The 24,423-nt window shown below is 73.2% G+C and carries 21 protein-coding genes; 11 read left to right on the forward strand and 10 right to left on the reverse strand.

The annotated features are described in order from the left end of the window. Nucleotides 1-159: 159 nt before the first annotated feature. Genes ACIBJE_RS09630 through pdhA form a run of 3 tightly spaced genes read right to left on the reverse strand, consistent with a single transcriptional unit; the run spans nt 160 to nt 3,802 of the window. On the reverse strand, nt 160-1,626 hold the full coding sequence (locus ACIBJE_RS09630) for a dihydrolipoamide acetyltransferase family protein (protein WP_396746640.1): 1,467 nt from the start codon (nt 1,624-1,626) through the stop codon (nt 160-162). Nucleotides 1,627-1,631: 5 nt separating this feature from the next. Beyond that, nucleotides 1,632-2,621, reverse strand: coding sequence for an alpha-ketoacid dehydrogenase subunit beta (locus ACIBJE_RS09635; RefSeq protein ID WP_396745632.1), 990 nt, complete (start codon nt 2,619-2,621; stop codon nt 1,632-1,634). Then, a complete protein-coding gene (gene pdhA, locus ACIBJE_RS09640) occupies nt 2,621-3,802 on the reverse strand; it encodes a pyruvate dehydrogenase (acetyl-transferring) E1 component subunit alpha (protein ID WP_396745635.1) in 1,182 nt (393 codons plus the stop codon). The genes ACIBJE_RS09635 and pdhA overlap by 1 nt, the downstream gene beginning before the upstream one ends. 478 nt (nt 3,803-4,280) lie before the next feature. Between pdhA and ACIBJE_RS09645 the strand changes: the two genes are divergently transcribed. Continuing rightward, complete coding sequence (locus ACIBJE_RS09645) at nt 4,281-4,961, forward strand: hypothetical protein (RefSeq protein WP_396745638.1); 681 nt, start codon at nt 4,281-4,283, stop codon at nt 4,959-4,961. 92 nt (nt 4,962-5,053) lie between these two features. After that, the gene (locus tag ACIBJE_RS09650) at nt 5,054-5,584 is read left to right on the forward strand and encodes a phosphatase PAP2 family protein (RefSeq protein WP_396745641.1); all 531 of its coding nucleotides are present in this window, start codon (nt 5,054-5,056) and stop codon (nt 5,582-5,584) included. Here ACIBJE_RS09650 and ACIBJE_RS09655 read toward each other — a convergent pair. Next, nucleotides 5,568-6,275, reverse strand: a complete 708-nt coding sequence (locus ACIBJE_RS09655; protein ID WP_396745644.1) for an NUDIX hydrolase — start codon at nt 6,273-6,275, stop codon at nt 5,568-5,570. The two genes, ACIBJE_RS09650 and ACIBJE_RS09655, sit on opposite strands and share 17 nt — an antisense overlap. A gap of 73 nt (nt 6,276-6,348) precedes the next feature. Between ACIBJE_RS09655 and ACIBJE_RS09660 the strand changes: the two genes are divergently transcribed. Beyond that, nucleotides 6,349-7,413: an SPFH domain-containing protein gene (locus ACIBJE_RS09660; protein ID WP_396745647.1), complete on the forward strand. Its 1,065-nt coding sequence runs from the start codon at nt 6,349-6,351 to the stop codon at nt 7,411-7,413. Further along, nucleotides 7,410-8,327 (forward strand): hypothetical protein, encoded by a 918-nt coding sequence (locus tag ACIBJE_RS09665; RefSeq protein ID WP_396745650.1) that lies wholly within the window; start codon nt 7,410-7,412, stop codon nt 8,325-8,327. Before ACIBJE_RS09660 ends, ACIBJE_RS09665 begins: the two co-directional genes overlap by 4 nt. A 48-nt stretch (nt 8,328-8,375) precedes the next feature. Here the strand turns inward: ACIBJE_RS09665 and ACIBJE_RS09670 are convergent, their stop codons facing one another. The 3 genes from ACIBJE_RS09670 to ACIBJE_RS09680 are packed head-to-tail and all read right to left on the reverse strand — an operon-like array spanning nt 8,376 to nt 13,139. Next, nucleotides 8,376-9,587: a hypothetical protein gene (locus tag ACIBJE_RS09670; RefSeq protein ID WP_396745653.1), complete on the reverse strand. Its 1,212-nt coding sequence runs from the start codon at nt 9,585-9,587 to the stop codon at nt 8,376-8,378. Between the two features lie 46 nt (nt 9,588-9,633). Then, nucleotides 9,634-11,319, reverse strand: coding sequence for a GTPase (locus tag ACIBJE_RS09675; protein WP_396746643.1), 1,686 nt, complete (start codon nt 11,317-11,319; stop codon nt 9,634-9,636). A gap of 17 nt (nt 11,320-11,336) precedes the next feature. Further along, entirely contained in the window at nt 11,337-13,139 is a 1,803-nt protein-coding gene (locus ACIBJE_RS09680) for an ABC transporter (protein WP_396745655.1), read from the reverse strand. Between the two features lie 196 nt (nt 13,140-13,335). On the opposite strand from ACIBJE_RS09680, the gene dnaK reads away from it, so the two are divergent. The 5 genes from dnaK (at nt 13,336) to ACIBJE_RS09705 (ending at nt 18,155) form a co-directional block, all read left to right on the forward strand. Next, nucleotides 13,336-15,192, forward strand: a complete 1,857-nt coding sequence (dnaK, locus tag ACIBJE_RS09685) for a molecular chaperone DnaK (RefSeq protein WP_396745658.1) — start codon at nt 13,336-13,338, stop codon at nt 15,190-15,192. 47 nt (nt 15,193-15,239) lie between these two features. Continuing rightward, nucleotides 15,240-15,911, forward strand: coding sequence for a nucleotide exchange factor GrpE (gene grpE, locus ACIBJE_RS09690; RefSeq protein ID WP_396745661.1), 672 nt, complete (start codon nt 15,240-15,242; stop codon nt 15,909-15,911). Nucleotides 15,912-15,996: 85 nt separating this feature from the next. Then, the gene (gene dnaJ, locus ACIBJE_RS09695; protein WP_396745664.1) at nt 15,997-17,175 is read left to right on the forward strand and encodes a molecular chaperone DnaJ; all 1,179 of its coding nucleotides are present in this window, start codon (nt 15,997-15,999) and stop codon (nt 17,173-17,175) included. 50 nt (nt 17,176-17,225) lie between these two features. Further along, complete coding sequence (locus tag ACIBJE_RS09700; protein ID WP_396745666.1) at nt 17,226-17,666, forward strand: heat shock protein transcriptional repressor HspR; 441 nt, start codon at nt 17,226-17,228, stop codon at nt 17,664-17,666. Nucleotides 17,667-17,933: 267 nt separating this feature from the next. Further along, on the forward strand, nt 17,934-18,155 hold the full coding sequence (locus ACIBJE_RS09705; protein ID WP_396745669.1) for a hypothetical protein: 222 nt from the start codon (nt 17,934-17,936) through the stop codon (nt 18,153-18,155). A gap of 127 nt (nt 18,156-18,282) precedes the next feature. On the opposite strand, the gene ACIBJE_RS09710 is transcribed toward ACIBJE_RS09705, so the two are convergent. The 3 genes from ACIBJE_RS09710 to ACIBJE_RS09720 all read right to left on the reverse strand — a co-directional run bounded on the left by ACIBJE_RS09710 (nt 18,283) and on the right by ACIBJE_RS09720 (nt 20,601). Then, nucleotides 18,283-18,708, reverse strand: a complete 426-nt coding sequence (locus ACIBJE_RS09710) for a hypothetical protein (protein ID WP_396745672.1) — start codon at nt 18,706-18,708, stop codon at nt 18,283-18,285. A gap of 179 nt (nt 18,709-18,887) precedes the next feature. Next, complete coding sequence (locus ACIBJE_RS09715; protein ID WP_396745675.1) at nt 18,888-20,093, reverse strand: cation:proton antiporter; 1,206 nt, start codon at nt 20,091-20,093, stop codon at nt 18,888-18,890. Between the two features lie 7 nt (nt 20,094-20,100). After that, nucleotides 20,101-20,601, reverse strand: a complete 501-nt coding sequence (locus ACIBJE_RS09720) for a cation:proton antiporter regulatory subunit (protein WP_396745678.1) — start codon at nt 20,599-20,601, stop codon at nt 20,101-20,103. Between the two features lie 36 nt (nt 20,602-20,637). Here ACIBJE_RS09720 and ACIBJE_RS09725 point away from each other — a divergent pair, with 36 nt between their 5' ends. Beyond that, nucleotides 20,638-21,723: a hypothetical protein gene (locus ACIBJE_RS09725; protein ID WP_396745681.1), complete on the forward strand. Its 1,086-nt coding sequence runs from the start codon at nt 20,638-20,640 to the stop codon at nt 21,721-21,723. Between the two features lie 102 nt (nt 21,724-21,825). Beyond that, the gene (gene clpB / locus ACIBJE_RS09730) at nt 21,826-24,420 is read left to right on the forward strand and encodes an ATP-dependent chaperone ClpB (RefSeq protein WP_396745684.1); all 2,595 of its coding nucleotides are present in this window, start codon (nt 21,826-21,828) and stop codon (nt 24,418-24,420) included. Nucleotides 24,421-24,423 lie beyond the last annotated feature (3 nt).

Consider the following 24,423-nt stretch of genomic DNA (forward strand, 5'->3'; position numbering starts at 1 on the left):
TATCCGTGCGGTTTACAAACTAATACTGGTTGTGGGGGCACACCCGCCCAACTATGTTTGTTTGCGGGGGGTTTGCGCGGTGTTTTGTGGGGACATTCGGGTGCGGGGGGGGGGGGGGGTTTAACCCCGGGCCCCCCGGCCGTCGTAGCCGTGGACGTGTCAGGTCCAGGCGAGCAGCGCCGCCTCCGGATCGGTCAGGAAGTCACCGATGTCCCGCAGGAACTTCGACCCGAGCTCGCCGTCGATGATCCGGTGGTCGAAGGAGAGCCCCAGCGTCGTCACCTGACGCGGCTTGACCTTGCCCTTGTGCACCCAGGGCATCTCGCGCACCGCGCCGAACGCCAGGATGGCCGACTCGCCCGGAGGCAGGATCGGCGTACCGGTGTCCACCCCGAACACGCCCACGTTGGTGATGGTCAGCGTGCCGCCGGACATGTCGGCCGGAGAGGTCTTCCCCGCCTTCGCCGTCTGCACCAGGGCGGTCATCGCGTCGGCCAGCTCCCGCAGCGAGAGCCGCCCGGCGTCCTTGATGTTCGGCACGATCAGGCCGCGCTCGGTGGCCGCCGCGATGCCCAGGTTGACGTACTCCTTGACCACGATCTCGTCGCCGGCCCAGGTCGAGTTGACCATCGGGTGCCGCTGGACCGCCAGCAGCACCGCCTTGGCGACCAGCAGCAGCGGCGAGACGCGGACGTCCCGCCACTCCCGCCGGGCGCGGAGGCGGTCCAGCGCCTTCATCGCCCGGGTCACGTCCACGGTCAGGAACTCGGTGACGTGCGGGGCGGTGAACGCCGACGCGGACATGTTCTCGGCGGTGAGCTTGCGCACGCCCTTGACGGGGATCCGCCGTTCGCGATCCGCGCCGAAGGCCGCCGCCGTGGTCGCCGGGGCGGCCACCGCGGTCGACGCCGCCGTCGTGGCCCCGTCCGCCGCCTGCTGGACGTCCTCCCGGGTGATCGAGCCGAGCGGGCCCGACCCGGTCAGCGTGGTGAGGTCGACCCCGAGGTCTCGGGCGAGCTTGCGTACCGGCGGCTTGGCCAGCACCAGCGCACCGGCGGTCCCGTGCCCGTTGGCCGCCGGGGCGGTGCGGGGCGCGGCCGGGGCGGTACGCGCGACCGGCGCCGTCGGCGCGGCGGCCACGGGCTGCGCCGACGCGGTCGGTGTGGCCTGTGCCGGAACCTGGCCGGTCGCCTTGCGCGGGCGGCGCTTGGCTGCCGTGCTGCGTGGCCCGTAGCCGACCAGCACGGCGGTCCGGCCGCCCGGGGCGGGGCCACCGATCAGGCCGGGCTCGACCGCACCCTCGCTCGGGGCCACGTCCACCGCCGCCAGCGCCGCGGCCGACGGGGTGGGGGTGGGCTCCTCCTCGATCGGCCCGGCGCCCGGGTCGGTGTCGATCGCGATGATCGGCGTACCGACCTCGACCGTGGAGCCCTCCGGGTGGAAGATCGACTTCACCTGTCCGGCCCACTTCGCCGGGATCTCCACCGCCGCCTTGGCCGTCTCGACCTCGACGATCGGCTGGTTCAGCTCGATGGTGTCCCCGACCTTGACCAGCCAGGCCAGGATCTCGCCCTCGGTCAGCCCCTCGCCCAGGTCGGGCAGGTTGAACTCCTTGATCCGCGACATGCCGCTCACCAGCCGAAGGTGCGGTCGACGCCGTCGAGCACCCGGTCGAGGTCGGGCAGGTACTCCTCCTCGACCCGGGCCGCCGGGTAGGGAGTGTCGTAGCCGGTCACCCGCAGCACCGGGGACTCCAGGGAGTAGAAGCACTCCTCGGTGATCCGGGCCGCGATCTCCGCGCCCAGGCCCAGGTTGCCCGGCGCCTCGTGCACGACCACGCAGCGCCCGGTGCGCCGCACCGACTCGTACACCGGACCCAGGTCCAGCGGGGAGAGCGTGCGCAGGTCGACGACCTCCAGCTCGCGGCCGTCCTCGGCGGCGGCGGTCGCCGCGTCCAGGCAGGTCCGCACCATCGGGCCGTACGCCAGCACGGTGACATCCGTGCCGGGCCGCACCACCCGGGCCGCGTGCAGCGGGTACGCCTCCGACAGCGGGGCGTCCAGCTCCACCGGACCCTTCTCCCAGTAGCGCCGCTTCGGCTCCAGGAAGACGACCGGGTCGTCCGAGGCGATGGCCTGCTGGATCATCACGTACGCGTCCTGCGGGCTGGCGCAGGAGACCACCTTGAGCCCGGCGGTGTGCGCGAAGTACGCCTCCGGCGACTCGGAGTGGTGTTCCACCGCGCCGATGCCCCCGCCGAACGGGATGCGGATCACCATCGGGATGTTCAACTTGCCGCGCGAGCGGTAGTGCATCTTCGCCACCTGCGACACGATCTGGTCGTAGGCGGGGTACACGAAGCCGTCGAACTGGATCTCGCAGACCGGCCGGTAGCCCCGGATGGCCAGGCCGACCGCGGTGCCGATGATCCCGGACTCGGCCAGCGGGGTGTCGATCACCCGCTGGTCGCCGAAGTCCTTCTGGAGCCCGTCGGTGATCCGGAAGACGCCGCCGAGCTTGCCGACGTCCTCGCCCATGATGACGACCTTGGAGTCCTGCTCCAGGGCCCTGCGCAGGCCGGTGTTGAGGGCCTTGCCGATGGAGAGCGTCTCCGTGGCCATCAGTGGGCACCCCCCTCGAACGAGGCCTCGTACTTCGTGAACTGCGCCCGCTGCTCGTCGAGCTCGGGGGACCCGTTGGGGTAGACGTGGTCGAACATCGTCACCGGTTCCGGATCCGGCATGGCCAGCACCCGTTCCCGCAGGTCCACCGCCTCGCGGCGGGCCTGCTCGTCGACCTCGGCGAAGAAGTCGGCGTCGGCGATCTTCTGCTTCTCCAGGAACGCCTTCATCCGGGCGATCGGGTCCTTGGCCTGCCAGGCCTCGACCTCGCTGGCGATCCGGTACCGGGTCGGGTCGTCGGAGGTGGTGTGCGCGCCCATCCGGTAGGTGTACGCCTCGATCAGGCTCGGGCCCTGCCCGTTCCGGGCGTTGTCCAGCGCGTGCCGGGTCACCGCGTACGAGGCGAGCACGTCGTTGCCGTCCACCCGTACGCCGGGGAAGCCGAAGCCGGCGGCGCGGCGGTAGAGCGGCACGCGGGTCTGCCGCTCCAGCGGCTCGGAGATCGCGTACTGGTTGTTCTGGCAGAAGAAGACCAGCGGCGCGTTGAACACGCTGGCCCAGACGAACGCCTCGTTGACGTCGCCCTGGCTGGTCGCCCCGTCCCCGAAGTAGGCGATCACCGCCTCGCCGTCGTCGCCGCCGGTCCGACCGTCCATGGCGACGCCCATGGCGTACCCGGTCGCGTGCAGGGTCTGCGCCCCGATCACGATCGTGTACATGTTGAACTTGAACTCGTTCGGGTCCCAACCGCCCTGGTCGACACCACGGAAGAGGCCGAGCGGCATGATCGGGTCGATGCCCCGGCAGTAGAGGACACCGTGCTCCCGGTAGGTGGGGAAGGCCATGTCCTGCGTACGCAGCGCCCGCCCGGAGCCGACCTGGGCCGCCTCCTGGCCGAGCAGGCTGGCCCAGAGGCCCAGCTCGCCCTGCCGCTGCAACGCGGTCGCCTCGGCGTCCAGCTTCCGCACCAGCACCAGGTCCCGGTAGAGACCGCGGTACTCCTCGTCGGAGAAGTCGACGCGGTACTCGACACCGTCCGGACCGGTGACGCTCTCGATCCGCTCACCCTCGGGGGTGAGCAACTGCACCAGCTCCGGGTCGGCGCCCTTCGCCGCGGCCCGCTTGGATCTGGGTGCCGCCCGTCTGCTGCGGGTGGTGACCCCGGGGTCGCCCTTTGCCATCCGTCTCTCCCTGTCGTGTCTGCGCCGGCACCGGGGATTGCCCGACCGCGCAACTCGTGCGCCCGCCCGGCAGGTGCCGGGGGGTCTCCTGGCAGCCGCCCCTGGCCCCTTTGTGGGGGTTGCCGTGCGGCGTGAGCCGGATTCTGGCCGAACCCGGTTCGGGAGCGACGGCAGCCGGCCGAGCCTCCGCGGGTGTGCGGGGGCCACGGCTGCGTCGCCGTCGTTGGTCCATATTCGCAGAACGAGGTGAGCGGGCCCACACTACGCCCGCCCTGATCGACGACAGGCCGTCCGATCGCCGGGTCCGGGCGGCTCCGGCGCGGGGACGACACGGGTGCCGGGCGAAAGGGTGTGTCGACACGCTGTGCAGGGTGGCGGACGGAGGGTGACTGGTCCAGGCTGATCCGGGGGAGAGACGACCGCCGGGGAGCGGCTCGTCCCGTTTCGCCCTGCGACCCGACCAGGAGGAGGGGCCACGGTGTCCGAGAACGACGGTTCCGGTCCTTCGCTGCCCGGCCGGCGCCGTGCCACCGGTGAGGTCCATGGTCGGGCTCCGGGATCGGTGTCGGGCTACCGGCGGGTCGTCGGCGCGCACCGCGCCCCGGGCTTCCCCGGGCCGACGCGCGGCTACCTGTTCACCGTCGCCCTGCTCGCCGGCACCGCCTCCATGCCGATCCTGGCCGCGATCAGCGCCGGATCGGCCACCGTGGGGGGCACCTCGTTGCCGAACGCCGACACCCCGTTCCTCCCGACGCCCTCGCGAGGACCGGTGGTTATCGGGCCGCCCCGCCCGGCGTCCCCGGCCGTCGCCGCCCCGATCCACTCGCCGGTCGGTGGCACCCCGTCCACCGTCCCGGTCGGGGGCGTGCCACCGTCGGCGCACCAGCGGACGGCACCGCCGGCCCGGCCGCCGGCTCCGTCCAAGCCCGCACCGACCCGGACGCCCCGCCCCACGGCGGCGCCCACGCCGACGACGCCGGCCCCGACCGAGTCCCCGGGGCCAGGCCAGGAACCCACGCCGTCCCCGGATCCCACCCCGACACCGAGTGACATCTGCGCCGAGGCGACCGGTGCGACCTGCCTTCCGTCGCCGGCCGCCCCGTCGCCGTCTCCCGTTCCGCCGCCGTCCGCTCCGGGCGGTCCGGTGACCGGACCCTGAGCACGTCAGACGACCGGACCGCGACACCGGACGGTACGTCCGGCGCGGGCGGTTGGCTTGCGCGGGTCGTCACCGAGGCCACCGCCCCGGCGGTGCTGGTCACCGTCCTGCTCGTCGCGGTCGGCTGGCACAGCGCCCGCAGCGGTCCGGGCGGTCTGGTCTGGGGGCTGCTCGCCACCGTCTTTGCCAGCGGCATCCCGATCGCCTACATCCTCGGCGGGGTGCGCCGGGGCCGGCTCACCGACCACCACGTCCGGATCCGCGAGCAGCGCCGGATCCCACTGCTGGTCGGGCTCGCGTCGGCGGCCGGCGGACTCGCCCTGCTCGCCGCGCTCGGCGCGCCCCGGCCGGTGCTCGCCCTGGTCGCCGCCGGGGTGGTCGGGCTGGTGGTGGCGGTGTCGGTGAGCCACTGGTGGAAGATGTCGATCCACTCGGCGGTGGCCGCGGGGGCGCTGGTCGTCCTGGCGTCGACCTTCGGACCGGGACTGCTGGTCGGCTTCCCTCTGCTCGCTCTGGTGGGCTGGTCGCGGGTACGCCTGGGCGACCACACCGTCGGCCAGGTGGTGGCCGGCGCCGCTCTCGGTGCCCTCGTCGCGGTCACCGTCTTCATGCCCCTGCACTGAGCCCCGTGCCCGGTGGGCGGAGCATCGGCGGGTGCAACAGGGTGGCGGGGCCGCGCCGGAAGAGTTGGGCCGGACGGCCCCGCTCGCCCGCCGTGCTCCGCCCCACCGACTCGACGAACCCGGGAGTGCCGGTCACCTTGCGGTGGAAGTTGCGCGGGTCGAGTGCGGTGTCCCAGACCGTCTCGTAGACCGCGCGCAGTTGGGCGACGGTGAACTCGGGCGGGCAGAACGCCGTCGCCAGCGGGGTGTACTCCAGCTTGGCCCGGGCCCGTTCCAGCCCGTCGGCCAGGATCCGCCCATGGTCGAAGGCGAGCCGTTCCCGGTCGAGCCGGTTGACCGGCACCCAGTCGGCGGCGGCCGCGTCCGACCCGGCGACCGGGGCCGGCAGGTCCGGGAGGAGGGCGAGCCAGGCGACGGTCACCACCCGGCCGCGCGGGTCCCGGATCGGGTGGCCGTACGTGCCGAGCTGTTCCAGGTGCCCGGCCGGTTCGGGTAGGCCGGTCTCCTCGGCCAGCTCGCGGGTGGCCGCGTCGGGCAGGTCCTCGTCGATGCCGACGAACCCGCCGGGCAGCGCCCAGCAGCCCTCGTACGGCGGGACTCCCCGCCGTACCAGCAGCACGTTCAGCTCGTCGGCGCGGACGGTCAGCACCACCAGATCGGCGGTCACCGCGAACGGCGGGTACTCGGTCACGTGTTTATCACCACCTTGACGATAATCTACCAGAGACTTTATCGTCGTAGAGACGAAAAAGGGGAGGACGATCATGGCTGACGTCTCGCGGCGACTCTTCCTGCGACACCTGCGCGGCACCCCGACGAGCTGGGTCCGGCACTCCGCCGGCGGCCGGGTGCGCAGGGAGGGCACCGGGCTGTCCTTCTGGTACCGACCGCTGCACGCCGTGCTCAGCGAGGTGCCGGTCGACGACCGGGAACTGCCCCTGCTCTTCCACGCCCGTACCGGGGACTTCGCGGACGTCACCGTGCAGGCCACCGTGACCTACCGGGTGGCCGACCCGGCGCTCGCCGCCACCCGGCTCGACTTCTCCGTCGACCCGCGCACCGGCGCGGCGCGGGCACGACCACTGGACCAGGTCGCCACGCTCCTCGCCGAACTGGCCCAGCAACCCGCCCTCGACCTGCTCGCCCGGGTCCCGCTGGCCGAGGCGCTCACCACCATCGCCCCGGTGCGGGAGGCGGTCTCGGCCACCCTCGGCACCGAACCCCGACTCGCCGACATCGGGGTCGCCGTGGTCAGTGCCCGGGTGGTCGCCATCCGTCCCGAACCGGAACTGGAACGGGCCCTCCAGACCCCCACCCGCGAGGCGGTGCAGGTCGACGCCGACCGGGCCACGTACGCCCGCCGGGCCCAAGCCGTCGAGCAGGAACGCTCGATCGCGGAGAACGAACTCCAGAACAAGATCGAGCTGGCCCGCCGGGAACAGCAGCTCGTGGAGCAACACGGCGCGAACACCCGCCGCCGGGCCGAGCTGGACGCCACCGCCGAACTCGCCACCGCCCAGGGCAAGGCGGAACGCGAGAAGGTCGCCAACGCGGCCGCCGCCGAACGCGCCCGGGTGCTCTCCACCGCCGAGGCCGAGAAGGAGCGCGTCCTCGCCGCCGCCAAGGCCGACGGGGTACGCGCACTCGGCCAGGCCGAGGCCGAGTCCGAGGCGGCCAGGCTGGCCGCGTACGCCCAGCTGCCGGTCGAGGTGCTGCACGCCCTCGCGCTGCGCGACCTGGCCGGTCAGCTGCCGCAGATCGGTCAGCTCACCGTCACCCCGGACCTGCTCGCCGACCTGCTGACCCGCATCGGTGGGAGTGACCGGTGAGCGCCACCCTGGCCCCCCGGGTCGTGGTCGTCAGCCGGCGCAGTGAACTGGACGAACTGCTCGCGCGGCACGGCACCCGCGCCGCGGCGGCCTGGTACCTGAAGGCCCGCGGCGCTGACCTGGCCGAGGTCGTCCACCGGCACGAACTGCTCCAGACGGCGCTGACCACGGTCGGCGCTGCCGTACCGGCCGACTGGCGGCGCGGCTCGGTCGACCGGGACGACCTGCCCCGCTTCCTCTTCGCCCCGGAGGACGTCGTGGTCGCCGTCGGCCCGGACGGGCTGGTCGCCAACGTCGCCAAGTACCTCGACCGGCAGCCGGTCGTCGGGGTCGATCCCGATCCGGGGCGCAACGCCGGGATCCTGGTCCGCTCCAGTCCCGACGCGGTCGCCGGCCTGCTCCGCGCGGTCGCCGCCGGGCGCGCCGCCACCGAACGGCGGACCATGGTGCGCGCCGTCCTGGACGACGGCCAGGAGCTGGTCGGCCTCAACGAGGTGTACGTCGGGCACGTCTCCCACCAGTCCGCCCGCTACCTGCTCGCCGAGACCGCCGCCGGTCGGACGCGACAGGAGCGGCAGTCCTCCTCCGGCCTGGTGGTGGGCAGCGGCACCGGGGCGACCGGCTGGTGCGCGTCGATCGCCCGGGACCGCCCGGGACCGCCCCGGCTGCCCACCCCGGACGAGCCGGCGCTCTGCTGGTTCGTCCGCGAGGCCTGGCCGTCCCCGGTCACCGGGGCCGACCTCACCGCCGGTCGGCTGGGCACGGACGGCAGCCTGGAACTGACCGCCGAGTCCGACGGCCTGGTCGCCTTCGCCGACGGCCTGGAGTCGGACCGACTCACCCTGGCCTGGGGGCAGCGGATCACCCTCTCCGTCGCCGCCCGCCACCTGGCACTCGTCACCGGAACCGAGTAGCCGCGCCTAGCCGCGCCCGGTGTCGGCAGAGCGGCGGGGGCAGGCACCTCAGTCGTCGGTGAGGTGGTGGCGGTTGGCCTCGATCCAGGCGTCCAGGGCCTCCGGATCGTCGGGGTCGACGCCGTCGGCCATCAGCTGGGCCACCGCCGCCGTCGCCGGACTGCGCCGCTCGCCGGTGCTGTAGAGGCGGGCGAACTCCGGGACCATCTCCTCGATCGCGGTGTCCGTCTGGCTGGCCGCGGGCTCGGGGAGACCACGCCGGCGGGCGGCGTACGCGGCCCAGCCGCGCAGCACCCGGGGAAGCATCGCCGCGTCGTCCATGTCCAGCACGGCCCGCCGGTGCACCCAGTCGAGCAGGAACAGCTCGGCCACCGTCGGGCTCCACCGCAGCGGGTCGGCGTCCGGGAAGCTCGCCGCGTGGTCCAGCAGCAGGCTCAGGCAGAAGTGCAGGGACGCCAGCTCGGGGCCGTCCATGGTGTCGAGGCCGAACCGGGCGGCCTCCGGCGAGGCGAGGAACTGTCGTACCAGCGCGGTGCGCTCCGCCGGGGTGAGCGGTTCCGGATCCACCGACGCCCGGACGGGGCGGGGCAACAGGGCCAGCCGGGCTCCGGCGATCGTCCGGTCGGTGGCGAGTGATCCCTCGCCCGGCAGGTCGCCGATGTCGTCGGTGATCGCCAGGTGGCGGGACACCTCGCCGTGCAGCCGGGCCGGGTCCTCCGTCCGGAACCAGGTCAGCTCGTCGGTGGCGCACATCTGCCGGACCTGCTCCAGGATCCGTTCGGCCGGTCCGCCGACGAAGATGTCCTTGGTGATGCCGATGTTGTGGTCGACCAGGGCGACCACGGCGTGCTCCGGCCCGCCGGCCGCCTCGTCGTACGCGAAGGTGGCGAGGTAGGAGGTCTGGTCGCCGTACACGTCGCCGTAGGCCCAGCAGCCGGTGAGGTGCACCCGGCCGAGTTGGTCGGACCAGGACGGGGCCTGCGCGCCGGGCTTGACCCGGTCGGCGCCCTCGGCGTCCGGCACGAGGCGGGCGAAGACCCGCCGGATGGTGGTGGCCGAGGCGGTCCGCCGACGGGTCGTGGCGGCGAGGAAGCCGCTCACGAACTCCCGGACGGCCGTGCTGCGGTCGGACTCCGCGACCGCGTAGACGCTGCCGAGCAGAGCCGTGCCGAGCATCTCGGCGTCGAGGGCGCAGTCGAGCCGGCTCACGTCGCGGGCTGCGTGCAGTACCGCGTCGTAGGGGGTGTGAGGCGTGGCCATGGATCGACCCTACGCCGCCGGAACCCCGGTGGGAGGAAGGCCGGGATCACTTCTTTCCGGCCGCCACCCGCAGCGCGTCCCGCGCGTCGGTGTACGAGGTGAGCACCGTGCGGACCGGGGTCAGCACGTGCTCCTCGCCGACCCCCGCGACGGCGGCGGTGAGCCGTCGCTCCGCACGGAGCCGGGTGCGCCGGGCCGCCCAGCGGACGACCGGCCGGGTCACCGCCGCGACCAGCAGTCCGGCGAGCAGCCCGCCGAGGAACAGCAGCGTCGGCAGCGGCACCTCGCCGACCATCGGCTCGTCCGGATCGGGCAGGCCGAGGGCACCCAGCGCGTACCCGAGCACCAGCCAGGCCAGCCCGGCGACGGCGGTGAGGGTCACCAGCCACTGGAGCGCGCCGACCAGCCGCCACCACAGGGGCTGCTCCGGCACGCCGAGGTCGGTGCCGGCGACCGCCCGGTCCAACGCGTCCGGCACGTCGCCGAGGCGGGACCGCGCCGCACCGGTGACCGCCGCCGGCCACGGCACCGGCAGTTCGCCCCCGGCCTGCTCGGCCACCGCCCGGACGGCCAGCCCCAGCGCCGAGCGCTGGGCGGCCGTCGGGTCGGGCACGGAGGTCGCGGCGACCGGTCTCGCGGTCGGCTCGTCGGCCGGCCCGCCCGAGCCGACTGGCCCGCCAGAGCCGGGCAGGTGCAGACGACGCAGCGGGTCCGGTCGCAGGTGCCGCCAGCCACGGACCAGCGGCCAGCCGGTGGCCCCCGTCGCCCGGTGCCGGTACGCCTGCTCGACCGCCGTGGTCACCGCCGGCACCCCGGCCGTCCCGGCCAGCGCGTCGGTCAGGGCACGGGTGCCGGCAGCGCCCGGCCCGGTGCCGGCCGGTTCCGGGCCGACCAGGTCGGCGAGGCGTTCCACGACGGTGTCGACGTCGCCGGCCAGCCGTCGCAGGGACGCCTGCCGCTCGGCGACCGTCGACTCCAGGCTGGCCCGCAGTTCGGTGGTGCCGGAGGGGTCCACGGCGGTGGTGGCGAGCAGCGGCACCCCGGTCAGGCCGTCGGCGTCGAGCAGCCGGCGCAGGTCGTCGAGGACCCGGGGCACCTCGGCCGGGGGCAGCCGGTCGGCCTGGTTGAGCACGACCAGGGTGACGTCCCGGTGCCGGTGGAACTCGCGCAGGTAGGCGGTGTGCACCAGCCGGTCGGCGTACTTCTGCGGGTCGACCACCCAGATGACCAGGTCGACCAGGCCGAGCAGCCGGTCCACCTCCAGCCGGTGGGCGTGCTGCACCGAGTCGAAGTCGGGCAGGTCGAGCAGGACGAGACCGTGCAGGGCGGACTCGTCGTCGCCGTCCAGGGCACTCTCCCGGATGAACCGGTGCCGGGGCAGCACGCCGATCCAGTCGAGCAGCCGGTTCGCGCCGTCCAGCGGCCCCCACACGCAGGCGTGCGCCACGCCGGTGGTGGGTCGGCGCACCCCGACCGGGGAGAGGTCCAGCCGGGCGAGCGCGTTGAACAGGCTGGACTTGCCACTGCCGGTCGCCCCGGCCAGGGCGACCACGGTGTGGTCACGGGAGAGGGCGAGCCGGGTGCCGGCCCGTTCGACCAGGGTGTGCGCCGGGACGAGCCGTTCGTCGGGAAGATGCCCGTCGACGGCGGTGAGGAACCGGCGGACCGCGTCGAGGCGGGTGATCAGGTCGTCCGGGTCGACCCGCTGCCCGCCCCGGAGCGCCTCCCGCATCCGGCCGACGATCCCGGTCACCGGGTCACGTCCAGGTCGCCGCGCTCCCGGGCGTCGGCCACCCGCGCGGCGGCGGCCCGCAGGTCGGCGGCGGTGTCCGCCTCCGGCCGGGCGCTCGCGGTACGGGCGAGGAACCGCGCGGCCTCCTCGTCGAGCAGCGTGTCGACCCGTTCCAGCAGGTCGGCCCGGGCGCGGCGGGCGAGGTTGCGGACCGCCTGGTCGCCGAAGATAGCCTGGAGGACGGCCTGCGCGGCGACCGTGGTGCCCGCCCCGGTGGCCACCTCCAGGCCGGTCGGCACGAAGGCGGTCGAGGCGAACACCGCGATCATCACGGCGAGGCCGGTGGCGTTGACCGCGTACGCCGCCGTCCGGGCGACGAAGCGTTTGTCCCCGCCCTCGGTGCGGACCAGGTCCAGCACGCCCCGCTGCCAGTCACGGACCATCCGCTCGGCGCGTTCGGGCAGGTCGGCGGAGGCGTGCGCCAGGTCCGGGTCGAGCAGCGCCGCGCCGGCCGGGTGGGCCCGCCACCCGGTGTACGCGTTCTCGGCCGCCTCGGCGGCCACCCCGCGCAGCAGGGTGACCAGTTGGGACTCGATGGCGTCGCGCAGCTCGTTGGCGGGGGCCGGTCGCCCGGTGACCGCCGCCACGACGCGGTCGCGGAACCGTCCGATCCGCGCCTCCAGGGTGCGGAAGAACTCACCGGTGCCGACGAACTCCTGCCAGCGGGCCAGCACCTCACCCCGGAGCAGCCGACCGTCGGAGAGGCCCTGCTCGACGGTGCGCCGGGCACCGCGGTACGCGCCGCGTACCCGGTCGTCGAGCGCGTCGGCGGCGGTGGCCTGCTCATCGGCGGCCTCGGCGAGCGTTTCGGTGATCGGGCCGAGCGCGGCGAGCGCGCCGTCGAGGGTCTGCCGGACCACGGCGGCGCGGGCCTCCGCGTCGGCGGCGAGCCGGGCGAACCACTCACCGAGGGGTGCGGTCACCCGTTCCGGCAGGAGTCCCTGCCCGTCGACCTGCGTCTCGGGCAGGACGAAGAGGGGGGCCGCGCCGAGGTCGTGGGTGGCGAGCATCTCGGCGAGGTGGGCGGAGACCTCCTCGGTGGCCTCCGCCGGCACCCGGTCCAGGACGAGGGCGATGGCCGCTCCCCGGGCCCGGGCGTTGTGCAGCAGCTCCCAGGGAACGGCGTCGGCGTACCGGGCGGCGGTGGTGACGAAGAGCCAGAGGTCGGCGGCGGCGAGGAGCTGCCCGGCCAACGCCCGGTTGGCGTCGACCACCGAGTCGATGTCCGGCGCGTCGAGGAAGGCCAGCCCGGCCGGGAGCGCGGGCGCGGTGACCAGTTGCAGGGTGCGCGGGTCCTCGCTGGGCTCGCTGGTCCGGGTCAGCCCGGGCAGCAGCTCGCCCTGGCGGAACCAGCCCGAGTCGGCCGGGTTGCAGACCAGCACCGGCGACCGGGTGGTGGGCCGGAGCACCCCGGCGGCGCTGACCCGGGCCTGGACCAGGCTGTTGACCAGGGTCGACTTGCCCGCGCCGGTGGAACCGCCGACCACCACCAGCAGCGGGGCGTCGAGCCGGGCGAGCCGGGGCAGGAGATAGTCGTCGAGCTGGTCGGTGAGGGCAGCGGTGTTGCGCCGGGCCGGCTCGGCGGTGGGCAGGTCGAGCGGGAAGCGGGCGGCCGTGGTCGCGGCGCGCAGACCGGCGAGGGCGACCGACAGGTCGCCCCCGGGTGTCCCGGTCGGGTCCTCCGCGGCGGTGGCTGGTCCGGTGCGGGCGGCGACGGCGGGCGCGCCGGAGTGGGTGGCCGATTCCCCGTGCGTCGTCACCGCTAAAGCGTGCCCGACTGGTGCAAGGGAAGACAACAGCGGGGTCCGGTGTTAAGGGTTGCGTCGGGTCGGCTCAACCTCGACTTGACGATCGCGACGGGCATGGCACTATTGAGTCAAGTCCACTCAACTTGCGGTGGGTGTTCTCCGGGCGGTGCCCGTCACCTGCTCAACGTAACGAAGCGAGGAAGCGAAGATGGCACGTGCGGTCGGTATCGACCTCGGCACGACGAACTCCTGCGTCAGCGTTCTCGAGGGCGGTGAGCCCACCGTCATCGCCAACGCTGAGGGCTCGCGTACGACCCCGTCGATCGTCGCGTTCGCCCGTAACGGCGAGGTGCTCGTCGGTGAGGTCGCCAAGCGTCAGGCGGTGACCAACCCGGACCGGACCATCCGGTCGGTCAAGCGGGAGATCGGCACCAACTGGACCGTCGACATCGACGGCAAGAAGTACACCCCGCAGGAGATCTCGGCCCGGACGCTGATGAAGCTCAAGCGGGACGCCGAGGCGTACCTGGGCGAGCAGATCACCGACGCGGTGATCACCGTCCCGGCGTACTTCAACGACGGCCAGCGCCAGGCCACCAAGGAGGCCGGCGAGATCGCCGGCTTCAACGTGCTGCGGATCGTGAACGAGCCGACCGCCGCCGCCCTGGCGTACGGGCTGGACAAGGGTTCCAAGGAGCAGACCGTCCTGGTCTTCGACCTCGGTGGTGGCACCTTCGACGTCTCCCTGCTGGAGCTGGCCGAGGGCGTCGTCGAGGTGAAGTCCACCAGCGGTGACAACCAGCTCGGTGGCGACGACTGGGACCAGCGGATCATCGACCACCTGGTGAAGACCTTCCGGGGCGAGCACGGCATCGACCTGGCCCAGGACAAGATGGCCCTCCAGCGGCTCCGCGAGGCCGCCGAGAAGGCCAAGATCGAGCTGTCCGCCGCCACCAACACCAACATCAACCTGCCGTACATCACCGCCGGGTCGGCCGGCCCGCTGCACCTGGACGTGACGCTCAGCCGCGCCGAGTTCCAGCGGATGACGCAGGACCTGCTGGACCGCTGCAAGGGCCCGTTCGAGCAGGCCGTCAAGGACGCCGGGATCAAGGTCTCCGACGTCGACCACGTCATCCTGGTCGGCGGCTCGACCCGGATGCCGGCGGTGACCGACCTGGTCAAGCAGCTCACCGGCCGGGATCCCAACAAGGGCGTCAACCCGGACGAGGTCGTCGCGGTCGGCGCGGCGCTCCAGGCCGGCGTGCTCAAGGGCGAGGTCAAGGACGTCCTGCTGCTCGACGTGACCCCGCTGAGCCTGGGCATCGAGACCAAGGGCGGCATCTTCACCAAGCTGATCGAGCGGAACACCACCATCCCGACCAAGCGGTCCGAGGTGTTCACCACCGCCGACGACAACCAGCCGTCCGTGCTGATCCAGGTCTTCCAGGGCGAGCGGGAGATCGCCGCCTACAACAAGAAGCTCGGCACCTTCGAGCTGACCGGCCTTCCGCCCGCGCCGCGTGGCGTGCCGCAGGTCGAGGTCACCTTCGACATCGACGCCAACGGCATCGTCAACGTGCACGCCAAGGACCTGGGCACCGGCAAGGAACAGAAGATGACGATCACCGGTGGCTCCTCGCTGCCGAAGGACGACATCGAGCGGATGCGCCGGGACGCCGAGGACCACGCGGAGGAGGACAAGCGCCGCCGCGAGGAGGCCGAGACCCGCAACGTGGCCGAGGCGCTCCAGTGGCAGACCGAGAAGTTCCTCGCCGAGAGCGGCGACAAGCTGCCCGGCGAGAACCGCGACCAGATCAACGAGGCGCTCGGCGAGCTGCGCGGCGCGCTCGGCGGCCAGGACATCGAGAAGATCAAGTCGGCCCACGAGCGGCTCGCGCAGGTCTCCCAGCAGGCCGGTTCGCTGCTCTACGCCCAGCAGCAGGGTGAGCAGGGCGAGCAGCCGGGTGCGGCCGGAGCCGCCGGTGGCGCGCCGGGCGGTGCCCAGGCCGGTGCCGACGACGTGGTCGACGCCGAGATCGTCGACGAGGACGGGAAGAAGTGACCTCCCACCCCGTCCCGAACCCACGGCAGAGGGATTGAGGTAGCCGCATGACGGACAAGCCACGAGCCGCCGACCCGGAGGAGACCCCCGGTTCGGTGCCGGGTGACTCCGGGACGCCGGCCGGTTCCACCCGGGACGGAGCCGAATCCGCGGCGGGCCTGGTCGAGGAGGCCGAGGTGGTGGTCGACGAGGTCGAGTCGACCATCGACGAGACGGCCTCGGACGGCGCGCCGGTGGTGGACGCCCCGGCGCGACCGGCCGACGGCGGTCCGGCCGCCCCGCTCGGAGCCGAGCTGGAGGCGCTCCGGGCGGAGCTGGAGGAACGCACCCGGGACCTGCAACGGGTCTCGGCCGAGTACGCCAACTACCGCAAGCGGGTGGAGCGGGACCGGGCCCTGGTCGGCGAACAGGCGACCGGCGCGGTGCTCACCGCGCTGCTGCCGATCCTCGACGACCTCGACCGGGCGCGCGAGCACGGCGATCTGGTGGGCCCGTTCGGCACGGTCGCCGAGCAGCTCACCACGGCACTGGGCAAGTTCGGCCTCACCGTCTTCGGCGAGCAGGGCGACCCCTTCGACCCGACCCGGCACGAGGCGGTCGCGCACCAGACCTCGGCCGAGGTCAGCGAGCCGACCTGCGTCCAGGTGATGCGTCGGGGCTACCAGCTCGGCGAGCGTCTGCTGCGGCCCGCGATGGTCGCGGTCGCCGATCCGGAGTAGTACGAGACCGTGACCGGGTCCTCCTGTCCACCGGCACCGGGTGGACGGGAGGCCCGGTGCACGTCGGGTGGAAGGGGGTGGACCGGTGAGTTCCAAGGACTGGCTGGAGAAGGACTTCTACGCCGTGCTCGGCGTGGACAAGTCCGCCTCCTCGGACGACATCAAGAAGGCGTACCGGAAACTGGCCCGGGAGTCCCACCCGGACCACAACCCGGACGACCCCAAGGCCGAGGAGCGGTTCAAGGCCGCCTCCGAGGCGTACAACGTGCTCTCCGACGACAAGCGGCGTCGGGAGTACGACGAGATGCGCACGCTCTTCGGCTCGGGCGCGTTTCGGCGCAACGCCCGGGGCGCGGGCGGTGGCGCGCCGTTCGACGTCTCCGACCTGTTCGGCGGCGGCGCGGGCGGCGGTGACCGGAGGTTCGGTGGCTTCAACCCCTCTGACCTGTTCGGTTCGATGTTCTCCGGCGGTGGTGGGGGCGGCCCGGCGCGACCGCGTGGTCCGGCCCGGGGCCGGAACGTCGAGGCCGAGGTCGCGTTGGACTTCCCCGACGCGGTACGCGGGGTGACGCTCCCGCTGACCCTGCGCGCGCCCGGGGTCTGCGACACCTGCCACGGGGACGGGGCCAAGCCCGGCACCCGACCGGTGACCTGTGCCCAGTGCCACGGCTCGGGGATGGTGACCCGCAACCAGGGCTCGTTCAGCTTCGCCGAGCCCTGCCGCAACTGTCAGGGCGTCGGCACGATCGTCGAGGAGAAGTGTCCCGAGTGCCGGGGCACCGGCGGGGTCACCAAGACCCGCACGCTCAACGTCCGGTTTCCCGCCGGAGTGGCCGACGGGCAGAAGATCCGGCTGGCCGGCCGGGGCGAGCCGGGCGAGCGAGGTGGCCCGGCGGGGGACCTCTTCGTGCACGTGAAGGTGCGTCCCGACGACCTGTTCGGGCGGACCGGGGACGACCTGACCCTGACCGTGCCGATCACCTTCGCGGAGGCGGCGCTCGGCACCGACCTGCGGGTGCCCACGCTGGACGGGGCGGTGACCCTGCGGGTGCCACCGGGCACGCCCGGCGGTCGGGTCCTGCGGGCCCGGGGCAAGGGTGTGGTCCGCCGCGACGGGCAGGCCGGTGACCTGCTGGTCACCCTGGACGTGGTGGTCCCGGCCCGGCTCTCCGACGAGGCCCGTGCGGCGTTGGAGGAGTTCGCGGCGCAGACTCCGCCGGCGGCTCGGGAACATCTCGACGCGCGGGTGCGTCGCTTGGGTTAGCAGTGCGTGGGTTCGGTTGGCACGGTGGAGTACACGCGGAGGTGAGCGGGATGGCGGACGGGTTCGTCGGCTCGGGTGACCCTGCCTACGACGCCAAAGTACTGATGATCTCGGTCGCGGCGCGGATGGCGGGGATGCACCCGCAGACGCTGCGGCAGTACGACCGGCTCGGGTTGGTGCAGGCGGGGCGGGCGGCCGGTGGCGGTCGCCGTTACAGCGTCCGGGACGTGGTGCTGCTGCGTGAGGTGCAGCGGCTCAGCCAGGACGACGGGGTCAACCTGGCCGGCATCAAGCGGATCATCGGCCTGGAGCAGCTCCTGGAGCAGGCCCAGGCGCGACTCGCCGAAACGGAGGCGGAGCTGGACGCCGCGTACCGACGGATCGCCGAACTGGAGGCGATGGCCCGCTTCCCCGGCCGGGAGATCGTCCCCACCACCCGCACCTCCACCGCACTGGTGGTCTGGCGGCCCCGCCGCTCCACCGACCGCTGATTCTCAGCTGGCCCGGCCCGGCCGCGCGGCACATTCGCCGCCGGCCGGGCCGGTCGCGTTTCCAGGGCGCCACCGGTGGTAGCAGGGGTCCCCTGTTACCGCTTCTTGATGAGCAGGGGATCCCTGCAACCGCGGCTGGCGTCGTGTTCCGTGGAACCGCCGTGCCGGCCGGCTCCGCCCGGCTAGCCTCTGAACAGGACCCGTCCGCACCAACCGGGCCACCGTCGCGGCCGAGCGAGGCCCGGCGGGTGGCGGCGAGGGGGAGGCATGGCGGAACCGGCGAAGAAGGTAGCCCAGCAGGCCGAGGAGCGCCTGGACCGGGTCGCCGAGACGGTGCGGGAAAAGTTCGACGCGATCACCGGGAGCCGGTTCGCCGGCAAGCCCGGCCCGGTCGTCGAGCGCCGGGACGCCGCCGAGGGCGACGAGACCGGGCCGGACCGGACGGCACCGCCACCGGGGCCGGGCGAGAAGGGCCGGAAGAGCGGCTGAAGCACCTGAGCCACGGGCCGGGATCCACGGGGGGTCCCGGTCCGTCCCCCTTTACTCCAGGGCCGGACCGGGTCCGGCGACCACCGACCCGGCGCAGGCCCGCTGAGCCGATCCGGCGTGGGTCCGCTCAGCCGATCCGGCGGTTCTCCCGGACCAGCCCGCCCTCGCACCAGTCGTGATAGTCGAAGAGGTCGGGCCGGTCCATGAGCACCCGGGCGTTGTAGGCCCAGGTGCGGACCAGGTGGTCACCGGTCAGCTCGGCCTGCTCGACCAGCTTGCGCAGCCGACGCTTCGGGTGGGCGCGGAACTGGGTGCGGATGCCGTCGGCGGCGTAGATGTAGAGACAGTGCAGGGCGAACCGCCGGGCCGGGCAGGCCGGGTCCATGGCCAGCTCGAACAGGGTCGGGACCAGGTGGTCACCGGCGACGAGCAGGTCCCAGTCCGGCGGCATCGACGTCAGCGGCACCGAGTCCGGCTGGTAGGCCCACGTCCGCAGCTCCGCCGCAGACGGGTCGACGGGATTGGCGAAGCCGGGGAACGTCGACTCGGGCACGTACCGGCAGCCTTCCGCTCGTGCCCGCGGGGCGTACCGGGTGTCCGCGGGAACCTGGTGTGCTGGGGCGAAACGGTAGCGCGGGCCGCTGCGACGGCGGAAGACCTCGGCGGGACGGATTCAGCGACCGCCGGCCGGGCCGGTTCCCCCTTCCGGGCGACCGGCCGGCCGACGTCGACTCAGTCCGGGGCCGGGACCGGTTCCACCGGTCGGGCCGCCGCCCGACGCCGCAACCACTGCTTGAACCACGCGAAGTCCGGCAGGCGGGCCAGCATCGGCCCGGTCACCACGGTGATCAGCACGTACGCGGTGGCGAGTGCGGCCAGCCCCGGTGGGACCTCGCCGCTGGCCACCGCCAGCCCGGCGATGACGATGGAGAACTCCCCCCGGGGCACCAGCGCGAGCCCGGCCCGCCAGCGGCCGGGTTCGGCGATGCCGGCCCGGCGGGCGGCCAGGTAACCGGTGATCGTCTTCGTCCCCATCGTCACCACGGCCAGGGCGAGCGCCGGCAGCAGGACGGGCGGGATGTCCCGGGGGTCGGTGACCAGGCCGAAGAAGACGAAGAAGACCGCGGCGAAGAGGTCCCGCAGCGGGGTGAGCAACTCGGTGGCGTGGTGCGCCACCGGTCCGGAGAGCGCGATGCCGACCAGGAACGCGCCGACGGCGGCCGAGACCTGGAGCTTCGCCGCGATCCCGGCGACCAGCAGGGTCATCCCGAGCACTCCGAGCAGCAGCGCCTCCGGGTCCTTCGCGGACATCGCGGTGGAGATGAGGTGGCCGTACCGGATCGCCACGACCAGCACCAGCAGCACCGTTCCGACCGCGACGGCCAGGGCGATCCCGCCGCCGAACAGCCCGACGCCGGCCAGCAGCGCGGTGACCAACGGCAGGTAGAGCGCCATGGCCAGGTCCTCGATGACCAGCACCGAGAGGACCACCGGTGTCTCCCGGTTACCGACCCGGCCCAGGTCGGCGAGGACCTTGGCGATCACCCCGGACGAGGAGACCCAGGTGATGCCGGCGAGCACCACCGCCGCGATCCAGTCCCAGCCGAGCAGCAGCGCGAAGGCCGCGCCGGGCAGGGCGTTGAGGACGGCGTCGATCAGGCCCGCCGGGGCCGCCGAGCGCAGGTTGCCGACCAGCTCGTTCGCCGAGTACTCCAGGCCGAGCATGACCAGCAGGAGGATGACGCCGATCTCCGCGCCGACGGCGAAGAACTCCTCGCTGGCATGCATGTCCAGGATGCCGCCGTGTCCGACGGCGAGGCCGGCGAGCAGGTAGAGCGGGATGGGGGAGAGGCCGATGCGGCGGCTGAGCCGGCCGAGGAGGCCGAGCAGGAACAGCAGCGCCCCGACCTCGATGAGCAGCGTCGTGAAGTCGTGCATCCGCGCCTCAGCCGTCCGGGTCGCTGTCGGCGAGGATGGCTGTGACCCCGTCGAGTCCCTTGCGGTTGCCGACCACGACCACCACGTCACCGGCCTCGAAGCGGAAGGTGGGGGCGGGCGAGACGATCACCTCGCCGCCGCGCAGCACCGCCACGATGGAGGCGCTGGTGCGGGTGCGGGCCTTGGTGTCGCCGAGCCGGCGGTTGACGTACTTCGACCCGGCCGGGATGGCGATCTGCTCGGTGAGCAGCCCGGCGGCCTGCTCCCGCAGCCCGGTGAGCTGACCGAGCATCAGCGACGCACCGAGGATGTCGGCCAGCGCCTCCGCCTCGTCGTCGGTCAGCGGTATGTCGTGCTGGCAGGAATCGGGATCATCTGGGTCATAGAGGACAAGGTCGCGTCGGCCGTTGCGGTGGGACACCACGCCGAGCCGGCGTCCGGATTCCGTCAACAGGTCGTGACGTACACCGATTCCTGGTAGGGCAGTCTGTTCGACACGTACTCGCACGGCGGTCACGGTACGGTACCGGCGCGAAGGAGGGCCATGGTCGAGCGGAGTTGTCGGTGGCTGGTCACACTGTTGCTCGTGCCCGCCCTGGCGGGTTGCTCGATCGGCGACGTCCGGCGCCGACCACCGGCTCCACCGACCCCACCGGTCCCGTCGACACCGACGACGACGCTGCCGCCGGCCTCCTTCGACGAGGTACGCCAGGTGCGGGTCACCGTGCCCGAGCGGTACGACCGGCCGTACGTCGAGTTCACCGACGCGCGGCACGGTTACGCCCTCTTCGCCGCGTGTGACGGGACGCCGCCGGGTCCCACCTGCCCGGCCCTGCTCTACGGCACCGCCGACGGCGGCAAGTCCTGGCGGAAGCTGCGGCATCCCCGCCCGACCGCTGCCGACCAGCAGCTCTACACCGCCCCCAATCTGCTCGTGCTGCTCAGCGAGCCGCACGGCTGGTACACCTCGACCGACGGCGGCACCACCTTCACGCACTCCCGCTCCGCGCCCCCGGTCTGGATCGGGGCGCAGGGTCGGTTCCAGGTCGTCGAGGCCACCGGGAAGGTCGCCGAGTGGGACGGCCGCCGGCTGCGTCCCCTGGCCACCCAGCCGGACGTACCCGGAATCAACACGGTCGCCTCGCGGGACGACCAGGTCGTCGTGGCCGGGGTGCACGACGGCCGGCCGTCCGCCGCGATCTCGCCCGACGGCGGCCGGAGATGGTGGCGGCAGGCGGTGTCCCCGCCCGACGGCGAGGTGTCCGTGCTCCGGGCGGTGATCGACTCGTGGGGTACGGCGTGGCTGATCGGGGAGCGCCCGGACCGGACGTCGTTTCCGGCGCTGTGGCGGCAGGGCGGCTCCGGCTGGGAACTGGTCCACCCCGACGGCGGCCCGGAGCGGATCCGGTCGGTCGTTCCCTTCGGCGGCAGCATCCTGGTGGTGACCGGGCCGGGCGGGGCCGGGATGGTGACCAACGACCGGTACCACCGGATGGCCTGGCCGCTCACCCCGGAGCACCACCTCACCGTGCTCGCCGACGGCACGCTCTGTGCCCGTGGACCGGACGACGTCGTGCTGACCACCGGCTGGGGGGATCTGCACTGGGTCCGGGTCGTCCTCGACCACTGACCCGGCTCTCCTGTGACGGGCCTCACACCGTCGAAGTTGAGTGGAATAGGCTCAACTCTGGTTGTGTCTCTCTCAGTGGACACGCCGATTCCGGGGGAGCCCATGAACACGGAACGCCTCACCACCAAGAGCCGCGAGGCCATCACCGGTGCCGTCGCCGTCGCCAACCAGCGCGGGCACGCCACCGTCGAACCCTGGCACCTGCTGCTGTCACTGCTGGACACCGCCGGCTCCACCGCTGCCGGTCTGCTGCGCGCCGCCGGGGCCGACCCGGTCGAGCTGCGCCGGGCCGCCGTACGGGCGATCGACGCCCTGCCCGCCGCACGCGGCTCCAGCATCGCCGAGCCGAGCCTGTCCCGGGAGTTCGTCAACGCCATCGGAGCCGCCGAGCAGATCGCCCGGCCACTCGGCGACGAGTACACCGCCACCGAGCACCTCCTCGCCGGCCTGGCCCGGGTCGGTGGCGCGGTCGCGGGTGCGCTCCGGACCGCCGGGGCCACCGAGGAGAACCTGGTCGCCGCCTTCCCGACGATCCGGGGCGGGGACCGGCGGGTCACCACCGCCGACCCCGAGCAGACCTACCAGGCCCTGGAGAAGTACGGCGTCGACCTGACCGCCAGCGCCCGCGACGGCAAGATCGACCCGGTCATCGGCCGGGACTCGGAGATCCGCCGGGTGATCCAGGTGCTCTCCCGGCGTACCAAGAACAACCCGGTGCTGATCGGCGAGCCCGGCGTCGGCAAGACCGCCATCGTCGAGGGCCTGGCCCAGCGGATCGTCGCCGGGGACGTGCCCGAGTCGCTGCGGGACAAGAAGCTCGTCTCGCTCGACCTCGGCGCGATGGTCGCCGGGGCGCAGTACCGGGGTCAGTTCGAGGAGCGGCTGAAGTCCGTCCTGGAGGAGATCAAGAACTCCAACGGGCAGGTCATCACCTTTCTCGACGAACTGCACACCGTGGTCGGCGCGGGCAAGGGCGAGGGCTCGATGGACGCCGGCAACATGCTCAAGCCGATGCTGGCCCGGGGCGAGCTGCGGATGGTCGGCGCGACCACCCTCGACGAGTACCGCGAGCACATCGAGAAGGACCCGGCCCTGGAGCGACGCTTCCAGCCGGTGCTGGTCGGCGAGCCGACCATCGAGGACACCATCGGCATCCTCCGCGGCCTGAAGGAGCGCTACGAGGTGCACCACGGTGTGCGGATCACCGACGCCGCCCTGGTCGCCGCCGCCTCCCTGTCGGACCGCTACATCACCGACCGGTTCCTGCCAGACAAGGCGATCGACCTGGTCGACGAGTCCGCGTCCCGGCTCCGCATGGAGATCGACTCCCGGCCGGTCGAGGTGGACGAGATCGAGCGGGCGGTCCGCCGGCTGGAGATCGAGGAGATGGCGCTGGCCAAGGAGCCGGACGCCGCCTCCGCCGAGCGGCTGGACCGGCTTCGCAAGGAGTTGGCCGACAAGCGGGAGCAGCTCACCGCCCTCTCCGACCGCTGGAAGCTGGAGAAGGACCACATCACCAGGCTCTCCACCGCCAAGGAGGAACTGGAACGGCTCGGCGGCGAGGCGGAGCGGGCCGAGCGTGACGGTGAGCTGGAACGCGCCGCCGAGCTGCGGTACGGCCGGATCCCCGCGCTCAAGGTCGACCTGGCGAAGGCGGAGGAGGAACTGGCCCGGCTCCAGGCCGACGGCGCGATGCTCAAGGAGGAGGTCGGCGCGGACGACATCGCCGCGGTGGTCGCCTCCTGGACCGGCATCCCCGCCGGCCGCCTCCTCGAAGGCGAGACCGCCAAGCTGCTCCGGATGGAGGAGTCGCTGGGCACCCGGGTGGTCGGCCAGCCCGAGGCGGTCGGTGCGGTCTCCGACGCGGTCCGCCGCGCCCGCGCCGGGGTCGCCGACCCGGACCGCCCGACCGGCAGCTTCCTCTTCCTCGGCCCGACCGGCGTCGGCAAGACCGAGCTGGCCAAGGCGCTCGCCGAGTTCCTCTTCGACGACGAGCGGGCCATGGTCCGCATCGACATGAGCGAGTACGGCGAGAAGCACTCCGTCGCCCGGCTCGTCGGTGCCCCGCCCGGCTACGTCGGATACGAGGAGGGCGGGCAGTTGACCGAGGCGGTGCGCCGCCGGCCGTACTCGGTGATCCTGCTCGACGAGGTGGAGAAGGCCCACCCGGACGTCTTCGACATCCTGCTCCAGGTGCTCGACGACGGTCGGCTCACCGACGGCCAGGGTCGCACCGTCGACTTCCGCAACGCCATCCTGATCCTCACCTCCAACCTCGGCTCGTCGGTGATCAGCGACCTGACGCTCGCCGAGGAGCAGCGCCGGGAGGGCGTGCTCGCGGTGGTCCGGTCGCACTTCAAGCCGGAGTTCCTCAACCGACTGGACGACATCGTGGTCTTCGCCGCCCTGCACGGCGACGACCTGCGGGCCATCGTGGACATCCAGTTGGAGCGGATGCGCCGACGGCTCGCTGACCGCCGTCTCGGCCTGGAGATCACCGAACCGGCCCGCGTCTGGCTCGCCGAGCACGGGTACGACCCGATCTACGGTGCCCGCCCCCTGCGCCGTCTGGTCCAGTCCGCCATCGGCGACCAGCTCGCCCGGGCCCTGCTGGCCGGCCAGATCCGCGACGGCGACACGGTCCGGGTCGACCTGGCGGACACCAAGGAGGCGCTGACCGTCACCTCCACCGCCTGAACG

Source organism: Micromonospora sp. NPDC050187 (genome assembly GCF_044459745.1).
Taxonomy (GTDB): Bacteria; Actinomycetota; Actinomycetes; order Mycobacteriales; family Micromonosporaceae; genus Micromonospora.